This window comes from Humidesulfovibrio idahonensis, from assembly GCF_054657715.1.
Genome location: NZ_BAAHYE010000003.1, coordinates 1,897,541 through 1,923,079 on the forward strand (window position 1 = coordinate 1,897,541; position 25,539 = coordinate 1,923,079).

The 25,539-nt window shown below is 66.4% G+C and carries 25 protein-coding genes; 16 read left to right on the forward strand and 9 right to left on the reverse strand.

Translation table 11 applies throughout. From position 1 onward, the window contains the following. Window positions 1–46 precede the first annotated feature (46 nt). Genes ACYQ4W_RS14730 through lepA form a run of 4 tightly spaced genes read right to left on the reverse strand, consistent with a single transcriptional unit; the run spans window position 47 to window position 4,872 of the window. A complete protein-coding gene (locus tag ACYQ4W_RS14730) occupies window positions 47–949 on the reverse strand; it encodes a DMT family transporter (RefSeq protein ID WP_459858120.1) in 903 nt (300 codons plus the stop codon). After that, a complete protein-coding gene (locus tag ACYQ4W_RS14735) occupies window positions 946–2,241 on the reverse strand; it encodes a GGDEF domain-containing protein (protein WP_459858123.1) in 1,296 nt (431 codons plus the stop codon). Before ACYQ4W_RS14735 ends, ACYQ4W_RS14730 begins: the two co-directional genes overlap by 4 nt. Before the next feature lie 45 nt (window positions 2,242–2,286). After that, window positions 2,287–3,006, reverse strand: a complete 720-nt coding sequence (gene lepB, locus ACYQ4W_RS14740; protein WP_459858125.1) for a signal peptidase I — start codon at window positions 3,004–3,006, stop codon at window positions 2,287–2,289. A 57-nt stretch (window positions 3,007–3,063) separates the two neighbouring features. Continuing rightward, window positions 3,064–4,872: a translation elongation factor 4 gene (gene lepA / locus ACYQ4W_RS14745; RefSeq protein ID WP_459858128.1), complete on the reverse strand. Its 1,809-nt coding sequence runs from the start codon at window positions 4,870–4,872 to the stop codon at window positions 3,064–3,066. 298 nt (window positions 4,873–5,170) lie between these two features. On the opposite strand from lepA, the gene ACYQ4W_RS14750 reads away from it, so the two are divergent. The 4 genes from ACYQ4W_RS14750 to ACYQ4W_RS14765 are packed head-to-tail and all read left to right on the forward strand — an operon-like array spanning window position 5,171 to window position 9,393. Beyond that, the gene (locus ACYQ4W_RS14750; RefSeq protein ID WP_459858131.1) at window positions 5,171–6,112 is read left to right on the forward strand and encodes a TIGR01777 family oxidoreductase; all 942 of its coding nucleotides are present in this window, start codon (window positions 5,171–5,173) and stop codon (window positions 6,110–6,112) included. A 20-nt stretch (window positions 6,113–6,132) separates the two neighbouring features. Further along, window positions 6,133–7,578, forward strand: a complete 1,446-nt coding sequence (locus tag ACYQ4W_RS14755; RefSeq protein WP_459858133.1) for an HD domain-containing phosphohydrolase — start codon at window positions 6,133–6,135, stop codon at window positions 7,576–7,578. Next, window positions 7,575–9,191: a sigma-54-dependent transcriptional regulator gene (locus tag ACYQ4W_RS14760; RefSeq protein WP_459858135.1), complete on the forward strand. Its 1,617-nt coding sequence runs from the start codon at window positions 7,575–7,577 to the stop codon at window positions 9,189–9,191. Before ACYQ4W_RS14755 ends, ACYQ4W_RS14760 begins: the two co-directional genes overlap by 4 nt. Before the next feature lie 7 nt (window positions 9,192–9,198). After that, complete coding sequence (locus ACYQ4W_RS14765; RefSeq protein WP_459858138.1) at window positions 9,199–9,393, forward strand: hypothetical protein; 195 nt, start codon at window positions 9,199–9,201, stop codon at window positions 9,391–9,393. Window positions 9,394–9,470: 77 nt separating this feature from the next. On the opposite strand, the gene ACYQ4W_RS14770 is transcribed toward ACYQ4W_RS14765, so the two are convergent. Beyond that, the gene (locus ACYQ4W_RS14770) at window positions 9,471–10,121 is read right to left on the reverse strand and encodes a CBS and ACT domain-containing protein (protein WP_459858141.1); all 651 of its coding nucleotides are present in this window, start codon (window positions 10,119–10,121) and stop codon (window positions 9,471–9,473) included. Between the two features lie 194 nt (window positions 10,122–10,315). Between ACYQ4W_RS14770 and ACYQ4W_RS14775 the strand changes: the two genes are divergently transcribed. The 3 genes from ACYQ4W_RS14775 to ACYQ4W_RS14785 are packed head-to-tail and all read left to right on the forward strand — an operon-like array spanning window position 10,316 to window position 13,980. Further along, a complete protein-coding gene (locus ACYQ4W_RS14775; RefSeq protein ID WP_459858143.1) occupies window positions 10,316–11,239 on the forward strand; it encodes a ChbG/HpnK family deacetylase in 924 nt (307 codons plus the stop codon). A gap of 27 nt (window positions 11,240–11,266) precedes the next feature. Continuing rightward, window positions 11,267–12,277, forward strand: coding sequence for a glycosyltransferase family 2 protein (locus tag ACYQ4W_RS14780; RefSeq protein ID WP_459858145.1), 1,011 nt, complete (start codon window positions 11,267–11,269; stop codon window positions 12,275–12,277). A gap of 11 nt (window positions 12,278–12,288) precedes the next feature. After that, entirely contained in the window at window positions 12,289–13,980 is a 1,692-nt protein-coding gene (locus ACYQ4W_RS14785; RefSeq protein WP_459858147.1) for an NAD+ synthase, read from the forward strand. Window positions 13,981–14,085: 105 nt separating this feature from the next. Here the strand turns inward: ACYQ4W_RS14785 and ACYQ4W_RS14790 are convergent, their stop codons facing one another. After that, window positions 14,086–15,450, reverse strand: a complete 1,365-nt coding sequence (locus ACYQ4W_RS14790) for a sigma-54 interaction domain-containing protein (protein ID WP_459858150.1) — start codon at window positions 15,448–15,450, stop codon at window positions 14,086–14,088. Between the two features lie 251 nt (window positions 15,451–15,701). On the opposite strand from ACYQ4W_RS14790, the gene ACYQ4W_RS14795 reads away from it, so the two are divergent. The 6 genes from ACYQ4W_RS14795 (at window position 15,702) to ACYQ4W_RS14820 (ending at window position 19,912) form a co-directional block, all read left to right on the forward strand. Further along, window positions 15,702–16,271, forward strand: a complete 570-nt coding sequence (locus ACYQ4W_RS14795; RefSeq protein WP_459858152.1) for a hypothetical protein — start codon at window positions 15,702–15,704, stop codon at window positions 16,269–16,271. 234 nt (window positions 16,272–16,505) lie between these two features. Then, window positions 16,506–16,763 carry a sulfurtransferase TusA family protein gene (locus ACYQ4W_RS14800; protein ID WP_459858154.1) on the forward strand — a complete coding sequence of 86 codons (258 nt, stop codon included), beginning with the start codon at window positions 16,506–16,508 and terminating at the stop codon, window positions 16,761–16,763. A gap of 1 nt (window position 16,764) precedes the next feature. After that, on the forward strand, window positions 16,765–17,130 hold the full coding sequence (locus ACYQ4W_RS14805; RefSeq protein WP_459858156.1) for a DsrE family protein: 366 nt from the start codon (window positions 16,765–16,767) through the stop codon (window positions 17,128–17,130). A gap of 81 nt (window positions 17,131–17,211) precedes the next feature. Then, window positions 17,212–17,991, forward strand: coding sequence for a sulfurtransferase TusA family protein (locus ACYQ4W_RS14810; RefSeq protein WP_459858158.1), 780 nt, complete (start codon window positions 17,212–17,214; stop codon window positions 17,989–17,991). A 2-nt stretch (window positions 17,992–17,993) separates the two neighbouring features. After that, the gene (locus ACYQ4W_RS14815) at window positions 17,994–19,232 is read left to right on the forward strand and encodes a vitamin-B12 independent methionine synthase (RefSeq protein ID WP_459858160.1); all 1,239 of its coding nucleotides are present in this window, start codon (window positions 17,994–17,996) and stop codon (window positions 19,230–19,232) included. A 101-nt stretch (window positions 19,233–19,333) separates the two neighbouring features. Beyond that, on the forward strand, window positions 19,334–19,912 hold the full coding sequence (locus ACYQ4W_RS14820) for a flavin reductase family protein (RefSeq protein WP_459858162.1): 579 nt from the start codon (window positions 19,334–19,336) through the stop codon (window positions 19,910–19,912). 33 nt (window positions 19,913–19,945) lie between these two features. Here ACYQ4W_RS14820 and ACYQ4W_RS14825 read toward each other — a convergent pair whose 3' ends face one another. Continuing rightward, a complete protein-coding gene (locus ACYQ4W_RS14825) occupies window positions 19,946–20,788 on the reverse strand; it encodes a hypothetical protein (protein ID WP_459858164.1) in 843 nt (280 codons plus the stop codon). A 165-nt stretch (window positions 20,789–20,953) separates the two neighbouring features. Between ACYQ4W_RS14825 and ACYQ4W_RS14830 the strand changes: the two genes are divergently transcribed. Genes ACYQ4W_RS14830 through ACYQ4W_RS14840 form a run of 3 tightly spaced genes read left to right on the forward strand, consistent with a single transcriptional unit; the run spans window position 20,954 to window position 23,482 of the window. Beyond that, window positions 20,954–22,198 (forward strand): NupC/NupG family nucleoside CNT transporter, encoded by a 1,245-nt coding sequence (locus ACYQ4W_RS14830; RefSeq protein ID WP_459858166.1) that lies wholly within the window; start codon window positions 20,954–20,956, stop codon window positions 22,196–22,198. A 13-nt stretch (window positions 22,199–22,211) separates the two neighbouring features. Then, the gene (locus ACYQ4W_RS14835) at window positions 22,212–23,003 is read left to right on the forward strand and encodes a nitroreductase family protein (protein ID WP_459858168.1); all 792 of its coding nucleotides are present in this window, start codon (window positions 22,212–22,214) and stop codon (window positions 23,001–23,003) included. 23 nt (window positions 23,004–23,026) lie between these two features. After that, window positions 23,027–23,482 (forward strand): EF-hand domain-containing protein, encoded by a 456-nt coding sequence (locus tag ACYQ4W_RS14840; RefSeq protein ID WP_459858170.1) that lies wholly within the window; start codon window positions 23,027–23,029, stop codon window positions 23,480–23,482. A gap of 81 nt (window positions 23,483–23,563) precedes the next feature. Here ACYQ4W_RS14840 and ACYQ4W_RS14845 read toward each other — a convergent pair whose 3' ends face one another. Beyond that, entirely contained in the window at window positions 23,564–24,100 is a 537-nt protein-coding gene (locus ACYQ4W_RS14845) for a cytochrome P460 family protein (RefSeq protein ID WP_459858172.1), read from the reverse strand. Window positions 24,101–24,720: 620 nt separating this feature from the next. Continuing rightward, window positions 24,721–25,533: an FAD/NAD(P)-binding protein gene (locus tag ACYQ4W_RS14850; RefSeq protein ID WP_459858568.1), complete on the reverse strand. Its 813-nt coding sequence runs from the start codon at window positions 25,531–25,533 to the stop codon at window positions 24,721–24,723. Window positions 25,534–25,539 lie beyond the last annotated feature (6 nt).

Genomic DNA, 25,539 nt, shown 5'->3' on the forward strand with positions numbered 1-25,539 from the left:
GAGAATTCGGGCCGGGCCGAGGAAAGGCGCCGTTGGGCGGGCGGTGTCAGGCCGCTTGACCGGTCTTTTCCGCGACCTTTTGCGCGGGCGTTGCCTTGGCCTGAACGAGGGCGCGCAGGGTCACCGCGGCCACCACCACGGCCCCGCCCAGGCAGGCCCAAAGACCGGGCAGCTCGCCCACGCCCAGCGCCACCCATACCGGATTCAGAATGGGCTCCAGGGTCATGACGAGGATGGCCTCCAGCGCGCCCAGACGCTTGATGCACCAGACGTACAGCGCCAATGAAACTCCCTGCTGGATGACGCCGAGATAGGCCAGGCCGAGCCAGGCGTGGGCGTCGGGCAGGTTGCCCAGCAAAAACGGCAGGCCGATGCACGCCGTCAGCACATGGCCCAGCAGCACGGACTCCACGGGCGAGGCGTCCTTCTGGGCGCGCATGGACAGGGTGAAGGCCGCGTAGCACAGCCCGGAGCCCACGGCCACGAGGTTGCCCAGCAGACCTTGCGGCGAGAGCCTGTCGAGGAAGAACAGCACCATGCCGGCAAGCACCACGCCGATGAACAGCCAGTCCGAGGGGCGTGTCCGCTCTCCCAGCAGGCGCGGGGCCAAAAGCGCCACGTACACCGGCGCGGTGTAGGCCAGCAGGATGGCGTTGGCCGCGGTGGTGAGCTTGGTGGCGGCCACGTTGGAGATGAGCAGGGCGGCGTAGCTCGCGGCGGCGAGCAGGCGCGCCGGGGTGAGCCGGAAGCTGAGCCTGCCCCGGAACAGCGCGGCCAAGGTCAGGGCGGAAAGGGCGCTGCGCACGCCGGTTATGGCCATGGGCGGCAGGTCCACCAGCTTGATGGCCAGCCCGCCGGAGCTCCAGATGAGCGCCGTGGCCGCAAGCAGCAGCATGGCCCGCGCGCGCTGGGAAGCTGCGGGTCCGTCGGTCCGTGCGGCGGCGTTCATGCCTGGGGCGGCTTTTGGGCGGCGGAAACCGGATCGGCCGAGGCCGCAGCGGAAGGGGCCGAGGTGGAAGGGGCCGAGGTGGAAGATTCCGGCACGGAGGTTTGCGGCCCGGACGCCTGCGCGCCCAACTGCTGCCTGGGCGACGTGACCACGCGGTTTCTGCCCTGGGCCTTGGCCTCGTACATGGCCTGGTCTGCCAAGAGCAGCAGGGCGTCCAGGTCCGCCTCGGCCGGCAGGCCCCAGGCCAGGCCGATGCTCACCGTGTAGTGCGTGTACTTGCATTCCTGGGGGCAGTTGGCCTCCACGGCGGCGCGGATGCGCTCGGCCACATGCTGCGCATCCTCCAGGGTCGTGTCGGGCAGCACCACGACAAATTCCTCGCCGCCGAAGCGGCCGTAGGCGTCGTAGGCGCGCAGCCCGGCCGCGATGACCCGGGAGAGGTCGCGCAATACCGCGTCGCCCACGGCGTGGCCGTAGGTGTCGTTCACCAGTTTGAAGTGGTCGATGTCGAGCATGAGCACGGCCAGGGGCTTGCCCTCGCGGTTGGCCCTGGCCACAAGGCGGGTGGCCATCTCCAGCACGGCCCGGCGGTTGGGCGCGCCGGTCAGGGCGTCGCGCGTGGCGATGTGGGCCAGGGTCTGGTCGTCGCGCTCCTTGAAGAGCAGAAGCAGGCCGAAGCTGCCGGCGATCATGAGCAGGTACAGGGGCAGGTAGGAGAAGCTCGCGGCCAGGCCGGGCGAAAACAGCGTGAAGGTCGGATCGGAAAGTCCGAGCCCCGCGCGCCAGATGACGGCCGCGAAGAGGAACAGGTAGGTCCAGCCCAGGGTTTTGCGCAGGGGCGAGGGCTGTTTTGCGCCGCGTAAGAGCCGCAGACCGGAAAGGACGAAGCACACCGCGGCCACGGCGGAGCCGATGGCGATGCGCAGATTGGCCTGCGGGACCAGAGAGGGAATGCTGAGGCCCAGGGCCGACGCCAGGAGCAGGGACTTCCAGAACTTCGGCAGGGGGCGGCCGGGCTGGTCCAGGGCGCGTATGCAGGCCGACTCCAGGCAGAAGCCCAGAAGCAGCAGCACGTTGCCCAGGCCGCAGGAGAGCACGTCGGGGATGTTGCCGCGCAGGGCCAGCAAGGGCCAGGCCAGGCCCTGCAGCAGCTTGGTCAGGGCGAAGAGCCTGCCCGGGCCGCCGCGCAGTCTGCCGTTATAGGTCAGCAGCAGGCCAGCGGACGCGAGATTGCCGAGGCACAGCAGAAAAAGGACGGTGCGGATGTCGACACTGAAAATCTGCGCCAGCATTGCCTCTCCGCCTCTGTCCCTTTTCTTCCCCTTCCGGGGGGCCGCCTAGTGGAGCATGCGGCCGATGCGCTCCCAGCGGATGTTCGTGGGACCGGTCCAGGACCAGTAGATGACCATGGCCTTGCCCTTGATGCTGTCGCGGCTCACAAAGCCCCAGAAGCGGGAGTCGTAGGACTCGTCGCGGTTGTCGCCCATGACGAAGTAGTGGCCCTCGGGCACGGTGACCTTGGGCATCCAGTCGCGCTTGGCGCGGCAGATGCTGGTGGAGTCTTCGCAGTGGTCGAAATAGGCCTTGGGGTCGATGGTGATGGCCGGGTGGTCCTCGGGCAGGGGATTGGGCTCCACGTCCTCGCGCACGTGCTGGATGTACGGCCCGGTGACGTGCTCGCCGTTTACGTAGACCTCTTTGCCGCGCACTTCCACGGTGTCGCCCGGCAGGCCGACAATGCGCTTCACGAAGTCCACGTCCTTGAGCTGGGGGCGCGTGGCGTCGAGCTTGTCGTCAAAGGGATACTCGAAGACCACGATGTCGCCGCGCGCGGGTTCGTACACGGGCAGCAGAATCTTGTTGGTGAAGGGCATTCTGAGGCCGTAGTGGAATTTGCTCACCAAAAGCTGGTCGCCGATCTGCAGGGTCTCCAGCATGGAGCCGCTGGGAATCTTGAAGGCCTGCACCACAAAGGCGCGGATGATGAGGGCCAGAACAACGGCCACGAGCAGAGCTTCAATATATTCCTTGAGCGTTTTCAGCCATCTGGGATTCATGCTGTATCCTTGCTATGCCGGGCGGGGAGGCCCGTTTTGTTCCGTGGCAAATCGTTGCTAGTCGTCGCTGCCGGCCTTGAGCACGGCCAGGAAGGCTTCCTGCGGAATTTCGACATTGCCCATGCGGCGCATGCGGCGCTTGCCTTCCTTCTGCTTTTCCAAAAGCTTGCGCTTGCGGGTGATGTCGCCGCCGTAGCACTTGGCGATGACGTCCTTGCGGAAGGGGGCCACGCGCTCCTTGGCGATGATCTTGTTGCCGATGGCCGCCTGGATGATGACCTCGAACATTTGGCGGGGAATGCTCTTCTTGAGCTTTTCCGCCAGGCTGCGCCCAAAGGGATAGGCGCTCTGCCGGTGCACGATGACGGAGAAGGCGTCCACGGCCTCGGTATTGATGAGAATGTCCAGGCGCACCAGGTCGCTCTGGCGGTAGTCGATGATCTCGTAGTCCAGGCTGGCGTAGCCCTTGGTGGTGGATTTGAGCTTGTCGAAGAAGTCGTACATGATTTCGGCAAAGGGCATTTCGTAGGTGATGACCACGCGCGAGGCGGTCAGGTACTTCATGTCCTTTTGGATGCCGCGCTTTTCCTCGCACAGGCCGAGCACGTTGCCCACGAAGTCGTTGGGCACGTGGATCTCCACCTTGGCGAAGGGCTCGTACAGCGCGGCGATGGTGCTGGGGTCGGGCAGCAGGCTCGGGTTGTCGATCTGCAGCTGGCGGCCGTCGGTGGTGTCCACCTTGTAGATGACCGAGGGCGCGGTGGTGATGAGCCGGGCCTGGAATTCGCGCTCCAGACGCTCCTGAATGATCTCGATGTGCAGAAGGCCCAGGAAGCCGCAGCGGAAGCCGAAGCCCAGGGCTTTGGACGTCTCGGGTTCGAAGCTGAAGGCCGCGTCGTTCAACTGCAGCTTTTCCAGCGCCACCTTGAGCATCTCGTATTCGTTGGGCTCAACGGGGTACAAGCCGGAGAAGACCATGGGCTTGACCTTTTTGAAGCCCGGAAAAGGCGTCTTGGTGGGATTCTCGGCCTTGGTGATGGTGTCGCCCACGGGAGCGTCGGAGAGCTCCTTCATGTTGGCGCACAAGAAGCCCACCTCGCCGGGGCCGAAGTCCGGCACCTCGACGCTTTCGGGGCTGAACACGCCGAGCTTCATGACCTCGAATTCCTTGCCGGAGGAGAATATGCGGATCTTCTCGCCTTTCTTCAAGGTGCCGTCGAGCACGCGGAAGAGCACCACCACGCCCAGGTACGTGTCGTACCAGGAGTCGAAGATGAGCGCCTTGAGGGGCGCGGCCGCGTCGCCCTTGGGCGCGGGCAGGTGGGTGATGATGCGTTCGATCAAATCGGCCACGCCCAGGCCGCTTTTGGCGCTCACCAGGGCGGGGTCGGTGCAGTCGAGCCCGATGACCTCTTCGATCTCATGGGCCACGCGGTCCGGCTCGGCGCTCGGCAGGTCGATCTTGTTCAGCACCGGCACGACCTCGAGGTCGTTGTCCAGCGCCAGGTAGACGTTGGCCAGGGTCTGGGCCTCCACGCCCTGTGATGCGTCGACCACGAGCAGCGCGCCCTCGCAGGCGGCAAGGCTCCGCGAGACCTCGTAGGAGAAGTCCACGTGGCCCGGCGTGTCGATGAGGTTCAGAATATACTTCTGGCCGTCTTTGGCGGTGTAGGGAATGCGTACGGTCTGGGCCTTGATGGTGATGCCGCGTTCGCGCTCCAGGTCCATCTTGTCCAGGTACTGGGCCTTTTGGTCGCGCGCGGAGACCACCCCGGTAATTTCCAGGATGCGGTCGGCCAAAGTCGACTTCCCGTGATCGATGTGCGCGATAATGCTGAAATTTCTGATTTGCTTGGTCTCTGTCATAGTCCTCGTCCGCGTGTCGGGGTGGCGTTCATTCGCCCCGGCAAGGCGTCTAAAGTCCTGGCGGGCAACAGGCCTTGTACGGCATTTGCCCGCGCCTGTCTAATGCGCAGAAGGGGGCGGCACGCAGAATGCGCAGCGCGCCAAAGACGAATGGGATGCCGCCACATTGGGAGGAGCCGCGTGGGCAAAGACGCGCGGAGCGCGGACACGGCAGAGGCGCGACCTGCTGCGCCGCCGTGTTGCCATACCGGCGCACCTTCCCTTGCCCTTGTGACGGATTCTGCGTATTCATCCCATTATGCGCACCATCATTCTCGGCGGCACGGGCTTCATCGGCTCAACCCTTGCGCGGCTGCTCGTCAGCCGGGGATCGGAAGTCGTCGTGCCCTCGCGCCGGCCGGAAAAGGTCGCCGCGGTGCTGGGCCTTGGCGCGCCCCATGCGCGCATTGTGGGCGCGCCCTTTGACGGCCGGACCGGGGCGGGCTGGGCCGATTTCATCACCGCCGAAACCGCCGTGGTGAACCTGGCGGGCGAGAACATCGCCGGGGGCCGCTGGACCCCGGAGGTCATGGGGCGCATCGAGCAGAGCCGGCTTTTGGCCGGCGCCGCGGTCATGGACGCCCTGGCCCGGGCCGCCGCTGCGGGCATTCGCCCGGCCGTGCTCGTGCAGGCCTCGGCCGTGGGCTATTACGGCGCGCGCGGCAGTGAGCCGGTGGACGAGTCCGCCGCGCCCGGCGACAATTTTCTGGCCCGCGTGTCCAAGGCGTGGGAGGCCTCCACCGCCGGAGCCGAGGCCCTTGGCGTGCGGCGCGTCGTTGTGCGCACCAGCATGGTGCTGGGCCCAGGCGGGGCGCTGGCCAAGATGCTGCCGGCCTTCCGTCTGGGACTGGGCGGTCCCCTTGGCGCGGGCACGCAGATGGTGCCCTTCATCCACCTGGACGACGAGGCCGGGGCCATCGCCCACCTTATACACAAGGCCGACGCCTTCGGGCCTTACAACCTGGCCGCGCCGGAGGCCGTGGACTCGCGCGGGTTCGCCCGCGCCCTGGGCCGCGCCCTGGGCCGCCCGGCGTTTTTGCCCGCGCCGGCCTTCGCCCTCAGGCTGCTGCTGGGCCAAATGGCCGAGGAAGTCCTGCTCTCCGGCGTCAACGCAAGCGCCGCGCGGCTCTTGTCCACGGGCTACGCATTTCGCCACCCCACCCTTGCCGGCGCGCTTGAAGCCGCGCTGGCCTCGGGGTAAGGCATGAGCATGAGGCGCGCATGAGCAAAGGCAGAATTCTGGTGGTGGAGGACGAGGCCATTGTGGCCCTGGACATCCAGACCCGGCTTTCGCGGCTGGGCTTCGAGGTGGCGGGGCACGCCGCCACGGGTGCCGAGGCCCTGCGCCTGGCCGCTTCCGCCCGGCCGGACCTCGTGCTCATGGACGTGCTGCTCTCCGGCCCCAAGGACGGCATCGACACGGCGGGCGAGCTGATTCTGCGCCACAACCTGCCGGTGATCTACCTGACGGCCATGAGCGACGCGGCCACCCTGGACCGCGCCAAGCAGACCGGCCCGGCCGGATATCTCGCCAAACCCTTTGAGGACCACGAGCTTTCCCTGGCCATAGAGATGGCCCTGGTGAAGTTTGAGGCCGACACGCGCCTGAAGCAGAACGAACGCCTGCTGGCCACCACCTTGGGCGGCCTGACCGAAGCCGTGCTCTCCACGGACAAGGACGGCGTGGTGACGTACATGAACGCCGCCGCCTCCCGGCTTTTGGGCATTGCGGTGAAGCACGGCGTGGGCCAGAAGTGGGCCGGGCTGTTCAGCATCCTCCACGAGTCGAGCCGCGAACCCGTGGAGGGCCTGGAGGAGCTTTGCTCCGCCGCCGACGATGGTCATGCCCTGTGCGACGACATGCTGCTGACGACCCTGGAAGGGGCCGAGGTGCCTGTGGCGGTTTCCGTCTCGGCGCTTTTGGGACCCGGCAAGGATGGCGCCCCGGGCGTGTTGCAGGGGCGCGTGCTGGTGCTGCGCGACGTGGCCCTGCGCAAGCGCGCCGAGGCCGGGCTGCGCGCCAGCATGGCCGAGCTGCGCAGCACGTTTCATCAAACCGTGCGCGCCCTGGCCAGCATGGCCGAAAAGCGCGACCCGTACACCGCGGGGCATCAGCAGCGCGTGGCCAAGCTCGCCCGCGCCATTGGCCGGGCCCTGGGCCTTACGGAAGACGAGCAGGAGGGGCTTGAAATGTCCGGAACCCTGCACGACGTGGGCAAGGTCTATGTTCCGGCGGAGATTTTGTCCAAGCCCGCGCGTTTGTCGCACATGGAGATGGCCATCATGAAAAGCCACCCCGAGGTGGGGTTCGAGATCCTGCGCGAAGTGAATTTCCCCTGGCCCGTGGCCCGCACCGTGCTGGAGCACCACGAGCGGCTGGACGGCTCCGGCTATCCGGCCGGGCTGCGCGATGGCGAGATCAGCCGCGAGGCGCGCATTCTCGCCGTGGCCGATGTGGTGGAGGCCATGAGCTCGCACCGGCCCTACCGCGCGGCGCTGGGCATGCCCAGGGCCCTGGACGAGATACGCTCCGGCCGGGCGACCCTGTACGACGCCGAGGCCGTGGACGCCTGTTTGGAGCTGGTGCGGAGCGGGACCTTCCATTTTGAGGATGACGAGCCGGGCGCGGCCAAGCCCGCCGTCGCGAACGGGGAGGATTTGGCATGACCGCACGCGGCAGCGTCTTGGTGGTGGACGACGAGTCCGGCATCCGCTTTTCCCTCAAGGGCATTCTGGAGGACGAGGGCTTTGCCGTGGCCGAGGCCGACAGCGGCGAGGCCGGGCTGGAGCAGCTGGACTCCGGCGAGGCCGTGGACCTGGTGTTCCTCGACATCTGGCTGCCCGGGCAGGACGGCCTGGGCGTGCTGGAGCGCATCCGCGAAACCCGGCCCGATCTGCCGGTCATCATGATTTCCGGCCACGGCACCATCGAAACCGCCGTCACCGCCCTCAAGAACGGCGCGTTCGACTTCATCGAGAAGCCGCTTTCGCTGGAGAAGGTGCTGCTCGCCGCGCACAAGGCCCTTGAGTTCTCGCTCCTCAAGCAGGAGAACATGGCCCTGCGCCAGTCCCTGGCCGACCAGGAGGTCAAGCTCACGGGCGAAAGCCCGGCCATCCGCGAACTCAAGGAGATGATCGGCCAGGTGGCCCCCACCGACGCCTGGGTGCTCATCACCGGCGAAAACGGCACCGGCAAGGAGATCGCCGCGCGGCTTCTGCACGCCCAAAGCCGCCGCGCCGGCCAGCCCCTTGTGGCCGTCAACTGCGCGGCCATCCCCGAGGAACTCATCGAAAGCGAGCTGTTCGGCCACGAGAAGGGCGCCTTCACCGGCGCGGACAAGGCCCAGGTGGGCAAGTTCGAGCTGGCCAACAAGGGCACGCTGTTCCTCGATGAAATCGGCGACATGAGCCTGAAGACCCAGGCGAAGATTCTGCGCATCTTGCAGGAGCAGCGCTTCGAGCACGTGGGCGGCCGCAAGACCATCGTGGTCGACGTGCGCGTCATCGCCGCCACGAACAAGGACCTGGGCGCGGAGATCCGCAGCGGCAACTTCCGCGAGGACCTCTATTACCGCCTCAAGGTGTTCCCGCTCACCGTGCCGCCCCTGCGCGACCGCGTCGACGACATTCCGCTTCTGATCGAGGACTTTGTGGACCAGCTGGTGAAGCGCGGCGGGTGCAAGCGCGCGCGCTTCTCGCCGCAGACCCTGGCCGTGCTGGCCACGTATCCCTGGCCGGGCAACGTGCGCGAGCTGAAGAATTTCGTGGAGCGCATGCTGATCATGGCCAATGGCCGCGAGGTGACGCCGGACAAGCTGCCGCGCGAGATTCTGGCCCAGTGCCGGGTCTTCGTGCTGCCGGAGGGCGGCGAAGGCGCGGCCGCCGCGCCCGCGCAGACGTTTGCATCGGCGTCCACGCTGGCGCCTTCACAGGCATCCTTCACCGCCGGGCCTGGACAGACCTATGGCGCCGCGCCCGCGTCCTTGGCCATGTCCAACGCCGGCACCGGCGCCGGGGGCTTCGCGCCGTCCGGTTCCGCCGCCATGGCCGAGGCAAGCGCCCAGGCCGGGGCGGACGACGACGATGACCTGCTCATCCCCGACAGCTTTCCGGCCGGGCCGCTGGACCTGAAGGAGGCCCGCGCCGCGTTCGAGGCCAAGTTCCTGGAGGCCAAGCTGCGCGAGTTCGGCGGCAACGTGTCCAAGCTGGCCGAGGCCGTAGGTCTGGACCGCAGTTCGCTGTACCGGAAGCTGAAGGGCTACGGCCTGACGGCGGAGTAGAAGAGGCATGAAGAAACGGGACGTTTACATCGCGTATCTGGCCAGGGCCTTTCAGCTTTCATTTGCAGAGGCTGAAAAGAAGTTTGAGGCCGCCTGCCTGGCCGCTCCCGGCATCCGCGAGAAGAGCGACGGCGAGTTGAGCAAGGAAGAGGGTGCGCGCTTGCTGGAGGCGCTGATCAGCGGCGAGGCCGATTTGCCCTGAGCAATAAAAAAAGGCCGGGAGCTGCAACCCCCCGGCCCCAAGGGTAAACCCCTCGTTTCCCGAAATCCTTGTCTGGGCTACACCCAGTAGATCATGTCGAACTTTTCGAACATGCCGGCCTTCAGCTTGTTCAGCGCGGTCTTGTCCATGTCGCGGATGCGGATGAACACGTCGCGCATGCCGACCTCCGCGGGTTCGCAGGAGGTGAGCAGGCTCATGAGCCGCGCGCCGTTGTCCTTCAGGTAGTCCAGCACGGGAACCATGCCGCCCGGCTCGTTGGGCAGGCGCACGCCGATCTGCACGCCGCCTTCCATGACGCCGGTGATGCGCACCAGCACCTTGAAGATGTCGGAGTCGGTCACCATGCCCACGACCTTGTTGGCGTCGTCGACCACGGGCATGCCGCCGATGTTGTGCTCAAGCATCAACTGTGCCGCGCGCTCAACGGTTTCGCCGGTGCGGATGGTCACGACCTTCTTGGTCATGATGTCCTTCAGCTTTATCTCGGAGAGCAGGTAATACAGCTCATGCATATCCAGCGTGGTGGCCTTGGAAGGAGAGGCCTCCTTGATGTCCCGGTCGGAGACGAGCCCCTGGAGCACGCCCTTGTCGTCCACCACGGGCAGACGGCCTATGCTCTTTTCCTTCATGATCTTCGAAGCCTTCATCATGGACATGTCCGGGGTGCCGGTGATCACGTCCTTTGTCATCCAGTTCTCGATGAGCATGCGGTGTTCCTCCTTGGGGTCTCCACCTGGGCGGCCCAGCCCGGCGGTGTGGTGCAAATTTTGAGTGATTCTAGCGCAGCCCGCTTGAATTGGCTAGTGAAAAGTAGCGCAAAGTGTGTGCCCGCCTTGGTCCGAAGGAAATTCTGTGTCCCTGGTTTGCGCCTCGCTTTACCTTCGGGGCGGCAGGGGATAGCATGCCGCCCATGTTTGTCGTTGTGAACGTTGACGACCTGGGCCTGCACCCCGCGGTGCGCCGCGCGGTCGAGGATCTGGCCGGGCTTTCCCGCGTCAGCTCTTCCACACTGCTCGTCAACGGGCCGGACGCCAAGGCCGCGGCCAGGCTTTCCAGCACCAGCGCGGGCTCCATCGGCGTGGGCGTGCACCTGAACATTCTGCGCGGCCGCCCCGAAAGCCCGGCGCACGAAATTCCCGGCCTGCTGCGGGCCGACGGCCTGTTTCTGGGCGACTACGTGGCGCTGTTCCGGCGCTACCTCTCCCGCGCCTTCACCCCCACGGACGCGGAGCGCGAGTGGACGCGCCAGGTGGAGCGGGCCCTCGAGCTTGGCGTCACGCCCACGCACCTGGATTCGGAAAAGCACATCCACGTCTGGCCGGGGCTTTTCGAGGCCGCCTGCCGCGTGGCCAAACGTTTCGGCATCGGCTGGGTGCGCCGGCCCGTGGAGCGCGTGGCGTTTTCCCGCTGGGACAAGGGCGCGTTGCGCGCGCGCATTTTGAACACCTTCGCCTTGGCGCACCAGGTGCCGGGCGCGGCGGGCGTGGCCAATCCGCACAGCGTGTTCGGCGTGGCCGACCAGGGCGCGGACCTGTTGCCCAGTCGGCTCGCCGCGTATATGAAGCGGGTGCGGCCCGATGTGCTGGAGGTGGTGTGCCACCCCGGCGCGCCGTCGAGCATCGGCTCCGGCGCCGGTGGCGACGCGGACGGCCCCTTGCCGCCGGAGTACGGCCCCATGCGCATCAGCGGGCAATGGCGCGCCGAGCGCGACGCCCTGGCCGCCCCGGGCTGGGGTGAGGTTTTCCGCGAGGCCCAGGCCAGGCTGGTCCACTACGGCCAGCTCGACCCCGCGACCAGGACGCTCCGGCCGGAAGTCCGGACATAAGCATTTCCACGCAACGAAAGGAAAACCATGCAGGCATCCGCAGCTAAATGCGCACCAGGCAACTTCCCCGTGGAGGTGAGCATCGTCACCCCCATGCACAACGAGGAGCTCTGCGTGCGCGAGTTCCATCGCCGCATGAGCGCCGCGCTCCACGGCATGGGCGTCAGCCACGAGATCATCCTGGTGAACGACGGCAGCACGGACAAGACGCCGGAGATCATCCGCGAGCTTTCCGCGAACGATCCGAACCTGGTGGGCGTGTTTCTGGCGCGCAACCGGGGCCAGTGCACCGCCATCTACGCGGGCATTCAGCATTCCTGCGGCCGCTACGTGGTCATCATGGACGGCGATCTCCAGCATCCGCCCGAGGAAGTGCCGGGCCTCATCGAGAAGATCCGCGAGGGCTACGACCTGGTGAAGGGCATGCGCCAGAGGCGGCAGGAATCCCTCGTGCTGCGTCGCATCCCCAGCCTTGTGGCCAACTACCTCATGCGCGCCACCAGCAAGTGCGACATCCACGACATGGGCGGGCTCTCCTGCATCAAGGGCGAGGTGGCCCGGGGGCTCAAGCTGCGCGAGGGCCAGCACAGGCTCATCCCCGCGCTGGTGTATAGCCAGGGCGGCGCCGTGTGCGAGGTGCCCACCAGCGCTCCGCCGCGCTTCGCGGGCAAGAGCCACTACGGCATCGGCCGCAGCGTCGACGTGCTCTTCGACATCGTGCTCCTGTGGTTCCAGAACTCCTACAAGCAGCGGCCCGTCTATCTGTTCGGCCGCATCAGCCTGTGGCTCTTCTTCATCGCCAGCATGCTCATGTGCTGGCTGTTGTACGGCAAGCTCTTCTTGGGCGAGCACATGGGCACCCGGCCGCCGTTCTTGGGCGCGGTGCTGCTCTATCTGTCGTCCCTGGGCTTCATGAGCACGGGGCTGATTCTTGAGGTTTTGGTGAACACCCACGACGCGGTCTCCGGGGCCATGCCCTTCAAGGTGCGCGAGATCGTCACCAGCCGCGGCGCGGACGCCGCCCCCCCCCGCCCGTAACGGAGGCTCCCATGCGTGTCGGCCTGCTTCAGCTCAATCCCGTGGTGGGCGACCTGCCCGGCAACGCCGCGCGCATCGAGGCCGCATACACCAGCGCCGTGGAGCGCGGGGCCGAACTCTGCGTCACCCCGGAGCTGGCCCTGACCGGCTACCCCCCGCGCGACATGCTGCTGTACCAGGGCTTTGCCGCCGCCGCCCAGGGCGAGGCCGAACGCCTGGCCGCGCGCCTGTTCTCCAAACATCCGGAGGGTCCGGCCCTGGTGCTGGGCTGCCCGGAGCAGAACCGCACGGGCCAGGGCAAGGCGCTGTTCAACGCGGCCTTCTGGTGCGAGAACGGCTGCATCCGCAGAACCATCCGCAAATCGCTCTTGCCCACCTACGACGTGTTCGACGAGGCGCGCTACTTCGAGCCCGGCAAGGCCGAGGCCGGCAGCGGCGTGGTGGAGTACCGGGGCCGCGCCCTGGCGGTGACCATTTGCGAGGACCTCTGGAACGACAAGGACTACTGGCCGCACCGGCTCTACCCCGTGGATCCGGTGGAGGCGGCCGTGGCCAACGGGGCCGAGGCCCTCATCAACCTTTCCGCCTCGCCCTTCAGCCTGCGCAAGCAGGCGCTCAGGCAAGACATGCTCGCGGCCATCTGCAAAAAGCGCGGCCTGCCCCTGGCCTATTGCAACCAGGCCGGCGGCAACGACGAGCTGGTGTTCGACGGCCGCAGCGCGTTCTTCGGCCCGGACGGAACCATGCTGGCCCGAGCCGCGGGCTTCGGCACGGACGTGCTGGTGGCGGAGCTTTTCGGCGCCGCGCCGCAGACCCTGCCGGTCGACGATCTTTCCGCCCCGGCCGAGACCTGGCGCGCCCTGGTGCTGGGCACCCGCGACTACCTTTCCAAGTGCGGCTTCAAAAAGGCCCTGCTGGGGCTCTCCGGCGGCATCGACTCCGCCGTGGTGGCCGCCGTGGCGGCCGAGGCCCTGGGGCCGCGGAACGTGCTCGGCGTGCTCATGCCCTCGCCGTGGTCGAGCCGCGGCAGCGTGGACGATTCCGTCGCCCTGGCGCGCAACCTGGGCATCGGCACGCGCACCATTCCCATCGGCCCGCTCATGCAGGGGTTCGAGTCGGCCCTGGCCGAAAGCTTCGCGGCGCTTGCGCCGGGCAAGGGCGCGGACATCACCGAGGAGAACATCCAGTCGCGCATCCGGGGCAACCTGCTCATGGCGCTTTCGAACAAGACCGGCGCGCTGCTGCTGACCACCGGCAACAAGAGCGAGCTGGCCGTGGGCTACTGCACCATCTACGGCGACATGAGCGGCGGCTTCGCGGTCATAAGCGACCTGCCCAAGACCCAGGTCTACGCCCTGGCCCGGCACATCAATATCTTGAAGAGCGCCAGCGCGCCGCACTGCATCCCCGAGGCCATCATCGACAAGGCTCCCTCGGCGGAGCTGCGCCCGGACCAGAAGGATCAGGACTCCCTGCCGCCCTATGACGTGCTGGACGCCATCTTGGCCCTGCATGTGGAGCGGGAAAAGACCGCGGCCGAGATCGAGGCCCTGGGCTTCGACGCGGCGACCGTGGCCCGGGTGTGCCGCCTGGTGAAGGGCGCGGAGTTCAAGCGCAGGCAGGCCGCGCCGGGCATCAAGATCGCCTGGCGCAGCTTCGGCTCCGGCTGGCGCATGCCTCTCGCGGCCGCGCCGCTGCCATAATCATGGGGTCTCTGTCCCGAAATAACAGCAAATAGTGGTGTCGGCTGGCTGACACATTGCGGCGGCGGACGAAAAATGCGTCTTTTACCGCACTGCGGACGTATTTTACGTCCAGGCCTGATTCGTGATGCTGAGGGGGCTGTCGTCGGCCTTGTTCAGGATGCGCCGGAGCGTGTCCTTGGAGATGCCGAGCTCGCGGCAGGCGGCGTTTCTGTTGCCGCCGTTGCGCTCCACAGCCTCCACCGCGGCCCGGTAGCGGATGTCCTCCATGGTCAGCACCGCGGGCGCAAGCGGGCCAAGGTGCTCGCAGGCGCGCACTTCCGCGGGCATGTGCTCCACCTGGATGAGCCCGCCGGGGCAGAGGATGCTCGAATACTCGAGGATGTTCTCCAACTCGCGGATATTGCCGGGAAAGGGATGCGCGGCCAAAAGGCGCATGGCCTCCACCGAGAGGCCCTGGATGTCCTTGCCGCCCACCTGGCGGTGCCGCTTGAGCCAGTGCTCCACAAGCAGGGGGATGTCGCCCCGGCGTTCGCGCAGGGGGGGCAGGGTCATGCGCACCACGTTGAGCCGGAAGTAGAGGTCCTGGCGGAAGCCGCCCTCGGCCACCATGCGGTCCAGGTCGCGGTTGGTGGCGGCGATGACGCGCACGTCCGCCGCGACGCCGGCCACGCTGCCCAGGGGCTCGAACACGCGCTCCTGCAGCACGCGCAGGATTTTGGCCTGCAAGGTCAGGGGCAGGTCGCCTATCTCGTCCAGCAGAATGGTGCCGCCCTCGGCCAGTTGGAAGCGGCCGGGCTTGTCGCGCCGGGCGTCGGTGAAGGCCCCGGCCTTGTAGCCGAACAGCTCGGATTCCATGAGGTTTTCCGGCAGGGCGCCGCAGTTGACGGCGACGAACGGGCCCTTGTGGCGCGGCGAAAGGTCGTGAATGGCCCGGGCGAAGAACTCCTTGCCCGTGCCGGACTCGCCCAGGAGCAGCACCGTGGCTTCGCTCTCCGCCACCTGCGGCAAAATACGCAATATCTCCGCAAGATTAGGATCGCGCGAGCAGAAGCCCTTGGGCAGCTTGCCGCCCACGCGCTTGCCCGGCCCGGCGGAAAGATCGCGGAAGCTCTCCACCCCGCCGATGACGTTGCCGTCCTGGTCCTTCAAAGGCGCGGCGCTCACGCTCACCGGCACCTGGACCCCGTCGGCGCGCTCCACCAGCATGATGCGCCCCACGATCTTGCGGTCCTCGTCGATGCAGTCGCGCAGGACGCAATGCTCGGCGCAGCCCTCGGTGCGGAAGACCTCCCAGCACTTTTGGCCCACGGCTTTGTCGGGCGTCACGCCCACTATCTCCGCCGCGCTGTTGCTGAAGAAGATGATGTTCCAGTCCCGGTCGACGGTGAAAATGCCGTCCGCCACGGAGTCCATGATGAAGGAACACAGCGACGTGCAGGGAAAGGGCTTGCCCAACGCTTGATGCACAGTGATTTCCCCCGGTTGTCGGCATGCGGATTTCTTGGCCCCAATCTGCCTCCCCCCGGCGGGAAGGTCAAGAGGACGGACGCATATTTCGTCCGTCGGCTTTGGCCGCGGCGAGCTTGTGAGATTAGTCACATGTAATCCCAAGGGTTATCAACTTGGCCCGAGAGTTGCTCTTGAAGGGCAGGCGGAACGATTTAAGTGGACTGGATTCCCGCCATTCTACAGGCACTTAACTTATTGGAGGACTCGCAATGGATCTCAATCTGACCATCACCGGCCGTTGCTGCGATCTGGCTCTGCATCCCGTGTCCCAGACCACCGCTGAGAAGATCCGCGAGGAAGGCCGTGGCATCTATAAGTCCAAGTACCTCGAGTGGTGGCGCAAGGGCAACACCTGCACCTGCGGCATGAAGCTGGGCGACGACTCCATGGTCGAGGTGACGCTGGACGGCCAGCAGGTGCCCTTCGACCCCACGCCCATCAAGGAGTCGGCCGTGCTGTTGCGCCGCCGCATGTACCTGGACAGCAAGGCCCGTTATCTGGCCCTCATGGGCTATGACGACGAAGTGTGCTCCCTGACGTGGCACTGGACCGACGTGAAGGACTTCGACCCCAAGAAGTTCGACTTCTTCGTCCATCGCTGGGACCGCCTGCTGCACCAGGACGGCTTCTACATCGTCGACGACGCCCGCTACGACGGCCACTTCGCCACGGATTACTCCTGGGGCGAGCGCGGCGGCCACAACATGATCGACCCCGTGGTCATCGACCTGGAAGACGTGCGCCGTGAAATCGCCGGTGGCGAAGTCCGCGTGGCCTAGCGCCCCCGCAACATAACGCCCCCTTGAAGGGCCGCCCGGCACCCCCTCGCCGGACGGCCCTTTTTTTGCGCCCCACGCAAGCTGCTCGGCGCAAGCTGTTCGGCGTATCGTTGCGCGTGATGTAGCATAGATGAAAGGAATATTTACTATCACGAAACCGCATGCTACAGGTCCCGTAAGCGGTGCTGTCCGCGCAACCTCCAGCCTCCCGCCCCGGGCGGGGCAAGAAGAAGCATGCACGAGAATTGCCCGGCCCACTGGGAGTTTGAGGACGAGTTCGACGGCGGCGAGGAAACCTGCGGCCGGGTCATCATCAACCTGTACACGTACTTGAAGCAGGTTGCGCCCGGCACCAAGGTGCTTCTGATCTCGCGCGACGCGGCCGCGCCCATCGAGTTTCCGGCCTGGTGCCGCATGACCGGGAACACCCTTCTGGAACAGTCGCATCCGTTCTATCTCATCGAATATAAACCCGAACTGAAAGGAGTCTGAAATGGCTGGCACCTTCTGCGTCACCATCGCCCATTGCCGCACCGACGGCGACAAGGCGACCCTCGGCTTCGTTGTGGCCAATGCCGCCCAGGGCAGCGAGAAAGAGACCATGGTCTTCCTCTCCACCGACGGCGTGTACTGCGCGGTCAAGGGCGAGGCCGAGAAGATCAACGAAGGCGCGCCCTTTGCTCCTTTGAAGGAACTCATCGGCAAATTCGTGGCCGCGGGCGGCAAGATCTACGTCTGCACCCCCTGCCTGAAAAAACGCGGCCTGAGCGAGGCGGACCTCATCCCCGGCGCCACCCCGGCCGGCGGTGCGGCCCTGGTGGAGTGGCTGGCCAACGGCAGCCCCTGCGTGGCCTACTAAATCCGGCAGCCCCCTTCCCGCCGGGATGTTTGGCCGCAGGGCCGCATCCCGGCGGGGTCTTCATTGCGCAAGGAGATGTTCATGACCGAGCCTCAGAGCGGCGCCTTGCCGGAAGCCGAGCTTTCGCGCATCGCCCCGGATGTGGTGTTTGACGGCGGCGACCTGGACTGCGGGTCGGGCCTGGTGCTCATGATTCGCGAGAACATGTTGCAAGCGCCCGTGGGCGGCGTGCTGGAAATGCAGTCGAGCGAGCCCACCGTGGCCGACGACCTGCCGCCCTGGTGCCGCCTGGCCGGGCACCAGTACCTGGGCAGGCTGCCGGGCGAGGGCCGCGTGCGCTATTTTGTGCGCCGGGGCGCACCGCAGGACGCCGCCCAGGCCAAGTCCGAGGAGGCCGCCCTGGCCGAGGACAAGGCCAAGGCCAAGGAGTACCTGTGGCGTCTGCGCACCCGCGCAACCGGCCCCCAGCAGGCCACGGTGTACTGCCGCAATTTTTCCTGGGTGTTGGGCCAGGCCGCCAGCTTTGAGGAAAAGGACGCCCACCCCAGCGCCGTGGAGGCCCTGCTCGGCGCGCTCGGGGCGTCCCTCGCCACCGCCTACGCCACGGAGGCCGCCCGCGCCGGGCTTGAGGTGGACGACATCGAGCTGACCGTGACCGGCAGGCTGCACAACGTGTTGGCCCACATGGGCCTGGAGGAGGGCGATCCGTCCTTCGCCGAGATCGATGTGAAGTGCTACGCCTCGACCATGGACGACGAGGACGCGGCGCGCAAAGCCTTCGAGACCATCGTTGCGCGTTCGCCCATTGCCGCGACCTTGAAAAAGGCCGCCAACCTGACCATCAAATTCGCGGTGGTGTAGTCATGGCTGAAACGCTTTTCCAAACGACCCAGGTGGGCAGCTGGCCCCGCAGCAAGACCATGCTGCGCGCCCTGCGCGACCGCCGCACCGGCAAGATGAGCCGGGCGGACTTCGACGCCGTGGCCGACGAAGAGGTGCGCCGCACCGTGGCCATTCAGGAGGACGCCGGGCTCGACGTGCTGGTGGACGGCGAGCACCGGCGCGACAATTTCTACTCCTTCATCACCGAAAAGGTGGAAGGCACCAGGCTGATGAGCCTGGCCGAGATGCTGGACGAGGTGGAGGACAAGAGCGGGTTCGAGGAGATGCTCACCACCCTCGACGTGCCGGCCTCGGCCATCCGCAACCCCACCTGCGTGGGGCGGCTCTCCCGCCGGGAGCCCTTGGCCCTGAACGACTTTCGTTTCGTCAAAAGCCTCACGGACAAGCCGGTGAAGATGACCCTGCCCGGACCGTACCTGCTGAACCGCTCCATGTGGGTGGGCGCGTACACGGGCAAGGTGTACGAGAACCAGCGCGCGCTCGGCGACGACATCGTGAAGCTGTTGCGCGCGGAGCTCACCGACCTTGCCGAGGCCGGGTGCGAGTTCGTGCAGTTCGACGAGCCGGTGCTGACCGAGATCGTGCTGAGCCAGGAGTGCGGCCGACGAACCTTCATGTGAGCGACGCTCGCCACCCGCCGGGATGCGGGTGAAGAACTCAAGTACGCCGCCGAACTCATCAACCGCATCATCGACGGCATCTTCGACCCTTCGGGGAAAACCGGACCGCGCATTGGCCTGCACATTTGCCGTGGCAACTGGAGCACCAAGGAAGAAGTGCTTCTGACCGGCGACTACACTCCGCTTTTGCCGGCGCTTTCGCGCATGCACGTGCGCCAGTTCGTGCTGGAGTACGCCACGCCCCGCGCGGGCGACATCGGCGTGGTGGGCCGGGCGCTCTCCGGCGTGGTGCCGGGGACGGAGACCGCCACCGGGCCCACGGGCGCAACGGGCGGCCTGCCGCGCGAGATCGGCCTGGGCGTGGTCAATCCGCGCACCACCGAGGCCGAGACGCCGGAATTCATTGTGCAGAAGGCCGAGGCCGCCCTTGCGTACTACCGGCCGGAGCAGATGTTTCTGAACACCGACTGCGGCTTCGGCTGCTTCGCCAACCGCTGCGTCAACGTGGAGGAGGTGGCCGCGCAGAAGCTCAAGAGCATCGTGGCCGCGGCGCGGATGCTGCGGGAGCGGCACGGGTAGGGCTTGGCTCGCGCCGTGTTGACATCCACGCCCAGCGGGGGGATTCATGCTTCATGATTCCCGGTGAACCGCATCGCCGCCGCGCGCGGCAGGGAGGCGTCATGCAGGAATATCCCCTCTCCAAGGTCTTCCAATTGCTGGAGCCCGGCCCAACGGTCCTGGTGACCACGGCGAGCGAAGGCCGCGACAACGTCATGACCATGTCCTGGCACATGATGATGGAGTTTACGCCGCCGCTGCTGGCCTGCGTCGTCAGCGAGGCCAACCACAGCTTTGCCGCGCTGGCCTCCACGCGCCAGTGCGTCATCGCCATTCCGCCCGCGTCGTTCGCGCCCACGGTGGTCGACATAGGCAACTGCACCGGCGCCAAGGTGGACAAGTTCCAGGCCTTCGGGCTGACGAAGCTGCCCGCCGCGCAGGTGGCCGCGCCGCTCATCGCGCAATGCTTCGCCAACCTGGAGTGCACTGTGGCCGACGACGCCCTGGTGGAGCGGTACAACCTCTTCGTGCTTCAGGTCGTGCAGGCCTGGTTCGATCCCGCCTGGCCCGAGCTGGCCTCCACCGACCCCGGCCGCAACCTGCCCAAGACCCTGCACCACAACGGCGACGGCACCTTCCGCCTGGACGGCGAGATGCTGAACATGAAAAAGCGCATGGTGAAGTTTCCGGAATTCACCTGAGGCGGCTTGCCGTGACGGCTCTGCCGCGTTCGATTACGCGGAGAACGTCGGCTGTTCCTGCGCGCTTTCCGCGCCGTCTCCGCCGAGCCCGGCTGCCCCGGTTTCCGGCTGCGGCGCGATGAAGCAGCGGTAGACCAGGGCCAGCAGCACGGCCGAGGCGCAGCAGATGAGCGCGGTCAGGCAGGCGTCGACGAGAAACCATGGGGCCAGGGCCACGAACCCCATGCTGCGCTCCAGCGCGAGGCCGACCATCTCCATGCCGACGCTGGCCACGATGAGCACCCCGTAGGGCCAAAAGAGCACCTTGGCGAGTCGCCAGGCCTTTCCCTTGGTGGCGCGGTACAGGGTGGTGACGGGCTTGGGGTCGCGCAGGGCCACGACCACGGGCAGGAACATGAACCGGACGCTGTAGGCGGAAAGCAGCACCGTGAACGTGACCCAGAGGACGATCAGGAACACGATGGCGAGAGGGACCGCCATTCCGGTTGCGTGTTTCACCAGGAGGAAGACAATGCCCCCCGGCACGAGGAAGACGACCATGGCCCCAAAGACCAGGAGGCCGAACCGCAGCACTGCCCCCAGGAGTTTGAGCAGGCGCATGTCGCGGTACATGGCCAGGCCCGTGCGCGGGGTCGCGCCCAGGCAAAGATCAAAGATATAGAATTCCGCGGGCAGGAAGGCCACGGAAAGCAGCCTGGGCGAATAGGCCCTGGGTGCTTTTCCGCCCATCTCGATGCCGAAGGCCGCGAGGGCGATGCAGAGCAGCGTGAGGAAAAGGACGTTGCCGAGGACGTTGCGCCGCAGCGGGGCGTTTTCGTTCAGCGCGCTCCAGGCGTTGCGCACGCATTCGGTCAGCAGCCAAGGCTTATTCGACATGGAGAGTCCTTATGTGGAGATGAATGTATTGCATGATATTTATAACGCTAACCCGAGCGGCCGTTTGCGGTCAACCCCGCCAGGCCGGCAAGAAGCCCTCCCTCTTCACAAACGCACCAAAATCCCGCATGGTGCCAAGACTGATCGCCAATTCGGGAGTGTGACGTGCTGCACAGCGCCTTTGGTCTTTTCTGCCTCATCTTCTTTGCCTGGCTTTTGAGTACGAACCGCCGTCTTGTGCCCTGGCGCATGATCATCGGCGGGCTGGGATTGCAGTTCGCCATCGCCGGGCTGGTGCTCAAGGTGCCCGCGCTGAAAGACGTGTTCATGGGCCTGAACGCCCTGGTGCAGGCGGCGGAGACAGCCACCCGCGCGGGCACCAGCTTCGTGTTCGGCTTTGTGGGCGGCGCGCCGACTCCCTATGTTTCCGCCAACCCGGCCCTCAACTTCAGCCTGGCCTTCCAGTCCCTGCCGCTGGTCATCGTCATCGCGGCGCTCACCTCGCTCTTGTTCTACTGGGGCGTGCTGCAGCGCGTGGTGCGCCTGTTCTCCTTCATGCTCGAGAAAACCATGGGCATAGGCGGCGCCCTTGGCGTTGGCGCGGCGGGCTGCATCTTTCTCGGCATGATCGAGTCGCCGCTGCTGATCCGCCCGTATCTGGCCGTGATGACCAGAAGCGAGCTCTTCGCCCTCATGGCCACGGGCATGAGCTGCATCGCGGGCACCATGCTCATGCTCTACGCCTCGGTGCTGGGCCCGGTGATCCCCGACGCCCTGGGCCACATCCTCACGGCGAGCATCATCCACGCCCCGGCCGCGCTGCTCATCGCCTCGGTGCTGCTGCCGGAGGAAGGCCGGCCCACCCTGGGACGCGAGATGCCCAAGTCATCGGCCGCCGGCTCCGTGGACGCCCTGTGCCGGGGCACCTGGGAGGGCTTGCAGCTCTTCTGGAACATCGTGGCCATGCTCATCGTGTTCGTGGCCGTGGTGAAGCTGGTGAACCTGGGCCTGGGCGTTTTGCCGCCGGTGGCGGGCGCGCCCATGACGCTGGAGCGGGCCCTGGGCGTGCTGCTCTCCCCCGTGGCCTGGCTCATCGGCATTCCCTGGGTCGAGGCCCAGACGGCGGGCGCGCTCATCGGCACCAAGATCATTTTGAACGAGTTTCTGGCCTTCATCGACATGGCGGCCCTGCCGCCGGAGGCCCTCTCGGCCCAGGCGCGGCTCATTTTGGCCTATGCCATGTGCAGCTTCGCCAACTTCGGCAGCGTGGGCATTCTTATCGCGGGGCTGGGCACCCTGTGCCCGGAGCGCCGGTCGGAAATAACTGGCCTTGGCATGCGCGCGCTGCTGGCCGGCGTCATCGCCTCGCTGATGACCGGAGCCGTGGTGGGCGTTGTTTCGCAGCTGTAGAAGGAGGACGACCGTGGCCTACATCGACATCGACCTTTCCCTGTGCAACAAGGACGGCCTGTGCATCAGCGAGTGCCCGGCCTTTCTGTTCGAACGCGGCAAGGACAAGTTTCCGGTGGTGCTGCCGGAGGCGGCCGAGCGCTGCATTTTGTGCGGCCACTGCATCGCCGTGTGCCCCACGGCCGCCATCACCCTGGCCGGGCAGCGCCCGTCCGAGCTGGTGCCCCTGGACCCGGCGCTGAACATAAGCCCAGAGGCGGCCGAGCAGTTCATGCGCTCGCGCCGCAGCGTGCGCCGCTTCCGCGACAAGCCCGTGGACAAGGAGTTGGTGCGCCGCTGCATCGACACCGCGCGCTATGCGCCCTCGGGCATCAACACCCAGCCGGTGAACTGGATTGTGGCGGAGGACCCGGACCTCATGATCGCCCTGGTGGACCTGACGGCCAAGTCGCTGCGGCGGCTGCCGTACTTCATGCCGTATCTGAACGCCTGGGATCAGGGCATAGACCTGATCCTGCGCAACGCGCCGCAGCTTGTGGTGGCCCACGCGCCCAAGGGCGGCATGGACAACACCACCAACTGCGTGGTGGCCCTGGCGCACTTCGACCTGGCGGCCCACGCCCTGGGCCTGGGCACCTGCTGGGCCGGGCTGTTCACCCACGCGGCCGGGCGCAGCAAGGCCATCGCCTCGGCCCTGTGCATTCCGGAAAGCCACAAGATCTACGGCGCGCTCATGCTGGGCCGCCCGAAGTACGGCTACAAGCGCCTGCCGGAGCGCAAGCGTCCGCCCGTGCGCTTCCTGTAACGCCTCCAACCAAAGGAATCCGCATGCGCCGCTCCGCTCTCCTCGCCTCCTCCTCCGCCCTGGCCGCTTTGCTGTGCCTTGCCGCTCCGGGCTTCGCCCAGGTGCCGCCCCTGGCGAAAACCGCTGCGCCATCCTTCCACGAGCTTGATGGCGACCACGATGGCCGCGTGAGTCTGGCGGAAGTCATGGCCTACGCCACGAAGAAAAGCGCAACCGTGCGGCCCTTCCGCATCGAGGACGTGGACCTGGACGGCGACGGCATGCTGACGCAGGAGGAGTTCCAAAAGGCGGGCATCAAAGGCTTCGAGTCCTGCGGCACGGTCAGCGCGCGCGACTTGAACATCTCCGGCGACGGCTATGTGAGCCGCCAGGACCTGGACCGGTATTTTGCGCGCAAGCACAGGGAGGAGTTCGCTCGGGCCGACGCGGACCACGACGCCTCCCTGAGCCCCAACGAGTTCGCCCTGTTCCGCTTCTAGCCCGCTCCTGTCCGCCTCTGGCAAAAGGAAGGCCGCCCCGGTTGCTCCGGCGCGGCCTTTTTCTTGAGCTTGGGGCCGCCGCTACTTCAGCGGGGCGAGCATGACGTAGTCGTTGTCCTTGGCGCTGGTGTGACACTGGATGCAAGGATCGGCCTTGCCCTGGGCCATGATCTTCATGTCCGGGCCGTACTTGAGCCAGAGGTAGTCTCCGGCCGCCGGGTTGTAGCCCTTCTTCTTCGACATCACCGTGACCGCGGCCAGCTTGCCCGCGGCCGTGTAGTTCTCCTTCACGATGATGGCGCCGTCGGGCAGCGCGCCCGCCTTGCCTTGAATGGCCTTCATGGCCGGCTTGTTCACGTAGACGTTCTGCAGCGCGCCGTGGGGCTCCTTGCCCTGGCGCATTTTGGTGGTGCCGGGCATCAGGTCCCATTTCACGTAGGGGTCGGTCTTGAGGATGTGGTGCATGAGCGAGGCGCCGTCCGCCGCGCCCATCATGCTTTGCGCGCCCATCATGCCCTGGCCAGCCATTTGCCCCATGTCCGCGGCCATGAGCGCCACGGGGGCAAGCAGGGCGCAGAGGCCCACAAGGCAAAGGAACCGGGAAAAACGTTTGCTCATGCTGATTCCTCCTGTAACGGTGTAAGGGGGGCTCTATCCTTCCTACGCCGGGCGCGGGGAAAGTCAACGCGGCATGGGCCGTTGCCCACACGCCAAAAGGAAGGCCGCCCCGGTTGCCCGGCGCGGCCTTGATCTTGCTGCTTTTGTGTCTTTGCGGCGCAGTGGCGTCGCTGCCTCAAACTCCGTTGTAACCCTGGGCGGCGCGTTAGGCGGGGTGCGCCTGTCTGATCCGTGACGGTTTGCAGGATCTGACTGTGTTGCGCCCTCTGCCCCGGGTACTGGTTCTCGGCCTTCTTTCGCCGACGTTTCCACCTCTGCCTGTGCAGATTTGCGCCGGTCTCGGGCGCTCCTGGTGGTTGTCTCGGGCGGCCTCCCTCAAGCTCCTGGGAGGCGTCTTACGGAAACTGGTCAGGTACTGTTCGGCGTTCCATGGCCCCTTGCGGGCGGCTTGCCTGGCTGCGAACGCGCCGGGCTGGCTCAAAATGGAGAAACCGTCCCTTAACCGGCTACGAAGCTTCCTGGTCCATTGGTGTGTCCTCCACTGGTAAGTTGAAGGAAAGGGCCTATGATTCCTGGGTACGCTTTTCCGGCCGGATGTCAATGCTTCCTGCGGCGGAAGCCTAAAATTCTTGCGGCAGCCCCTTGAGCTGGGCCTGGGTGAACACCGGGCCGTCCACGCAGACGAACTTCTCGCCGATGTTGCAGCGGCCGCACAGGCCGACGCCGCACTTCATGCGCCGCTCCAGGGTGGTCACGATCTGCTCGTCCTTGAAGCCCAGCTTCTCCAGCGCCTGGATGGTGAATCGGATCATGATGGGCGGGCCGCAGGTGACGGCCACGGCGTTCTCCGGGCTCACGTTCAGGTCGGTGAGCACGGCCGGCACAACGCCGGTGCGGTGCTGCCAGTTCTTGTCCGCGTTGTCCACGGTGAGCTCCACGCGCATGTCGCCGCGCTCCGCCCACTCCTTCAGCTCGTCCTTGAAGCACAGATGCTCCGGGGTGCGGCCGCCGTAGATCAGCGTGATCTTGCCGTAGTCGGCCCGGTTGTCGAGCATGAAGAGCAGCAGGGTGCGCAAGGGGGCCAGCCCCAGGCCGCCGCCCACGAAGATGATGTCCTTGCCCTTCATGGCCTCGTAGTCGAAGTGGTTGCCCAGGGGCCCGCGCAGGCCCACGGGGTCGCCCTCGCGCAGGGTGTGCAGACGGTGCGTCAGCTCGCCCACGCGCATGACGCTGAACTGCAGGTAGTCCATGCGCGTCGGCGGCGAGCAGATGACGAAGGTGCTCTCCCCGGTGCCGAACACCGAGAGCTGGCCCACCTGGCCCGGTTCGAAACGGAACGCGCGCATGGCCGCCTCGTCCTGCAGCACCACGCGGAAGGTCTTGATGTCCGGCGTTTCATCGAAGGTTTCGATGATGGTGGCGATTTGCGGCATGTAGGG

What these genes read in the sequence shown, in the direction of transcription:
- ACYQ4W_RS14730 (WP_459858120.1), bottom strand. Translation starts at nt 949, where the DNA reads ATGAACGCCGCCGCACGGACCGACGGACCCGCAGCTTCCCAGCGCGCG.
- ACYQ4W_RS14735 (WP_459858123.1), bottom strand. Translation starts at nt 2,241, where the DNA reads ATGCTGGCGCAGATTTTCAGTGTCGACATCCGCACCGTCCTTTTTCTG.
- lepB (WP_459858125.1), bottom strand. Translation starts at nt 3,006, where the DNA reads ATGAATCCCAGATGGCTGAAAACGCTCAAGGAATATATTGAAGCTCTG.
- lepA (WP_459858128.1), bottom strand. Translation starts at nt 4,872, where the DNA reads ATGACAGAGACCAAGCAAATCAGAAATTTCAGCATTATCGCGCACATC.
- ACYQ4W_RS14750 (WP_459858131.1), top strand. Translation starts at nt 5,171, where the DNA reads ATGCGCACCATCATTCTCGGCGGCACGGGCTTCATCGGCTCAACCCTT.
- ACYQ4W_RS14755 (WP_459858133.1), top strand. Translation starts at nt 6,133, where the DNA reads ATGAGCAAAGGCAGAATTCTGGTGGTGGAGGACGAGGCCATTGTGGCC.
- ACYQ4W_RS14760 (WP_459858135.1), top strand. Translation starts at nt 7,575, where the DNA reads ATGACCGCACGCGGCAGCGTCTTGGTGGTGGACGACGAGTCCGGCATC.
- ACYQ4W_RS14765 (WP_459858138.1), top strand. Translation starts at nt 9,199, where the DNA reads ATGAAGAAACGGGACGTTTACATCGCGTATCTGGCCAGGGCCTTTCAG.
- ACYQ4W_RS14770 (WP_459858141.1), bottom strand. Translation starts at nt 10,121, where the DNA reads ATGCTCATCGAGAACTGGATGACAAAGGACGTGATCACCGGCACCCCG.
- ACYQ4W_RS14775 (WP_459858143.1), top strand. Translation starts at nt 10,316, where the DNA reads ATGCCGCCCATGTTTGTCGTTGTGAACGTTGACGACCTGGGCCTGCAC.
- ACYQ4W_RS14780 (WP_459858145.1), top strand. Translation starts at nt 11,267, where the DNA reads ATGCAGGCATCCGCAGCTAAATGCGCACCAGGCAACTTCCCCGTGGAG.
- ACYQ4W_RS14785 (WP_459858147.1), top strand. Translation starts at nt 12,289, where the DNA reads ATGCGTGTCGGCCTGCTTCAGCTCAATCCCGTGGTGGGCGACCTGCCC.
- ACYQ4W_RS14795 (WP_459858152.1), top strand. Translation starts at nt 15,702, where the DNA reads ATGGATCTCAATCTGACCATCACCGGCCGTTGCTGCGATCTGGCTCTG.
- ACYQ4W_RS14800 (WP_459858154.1), top strand. Translation starts at nt 16,506, where the DNA reads ATGCACGAGAATTGCCCGGCCCACTGGGAGTTTGAGGACGAGTTCGAC.
- ACYQ4W_RS14805 (WP_459858156.1), top strand. Translation starts at nt 16,765, where the DNA reads ATGGCTGGCACCTTCTGCGTCACCATCGCCCATTGCCGCACCGACGGC.
- ACYQ4W_RS14810 (WP_459858158.1), top strand. Translation starts at nt 17,212, where the DNA reads ATGACCGAGCCTCAGAGCGGCGCCTTGCCGGAAGCCGAGCTTTCGCGC.
- ACYQ4W_RS14820 (WP_459858162.1), top strand. Translation starts at nt 19,334, where the DNA reads ATGCAGGAATATCCCCTCTCCAAGGTCTTCCAATTGCTGGAGCCCGGC.
- ACYQ4W_RS14825 (WP_459858164.1), bottom strand. Translation starts at nt 20,788, where the DNA reads ATGTCGAATAAGCCTTGGCTGCTGACCGAATGCGTGCGCAACGCCTGG.
- ACYQ4W_RS14840 (WP_459858170.1), top strand. Translation starts at nt 23,027, where the DNA reads ATGCGCCGCTCCGCTCTCCTCGCCTCCTCCTCCGCCCTGGCCGCTTTG.
- ACYQ4W_RS14845 (WP_459858172.1), bottom strand. Translation starts at nt 24,100, where the DNA reads ATGAGCAAACGTTTTTCCCGGTTCCTTTGCCTTGTGGGCCTCTGCGCC.
- ACYQ4W_RS14850 (WP_459858568.1), bottom strand. Translation starts at nt 25,533, where the DNA reads ATGCCGCAAATCGCCACCATCATCGAAACCTTCGATGAAACGCCGGAC.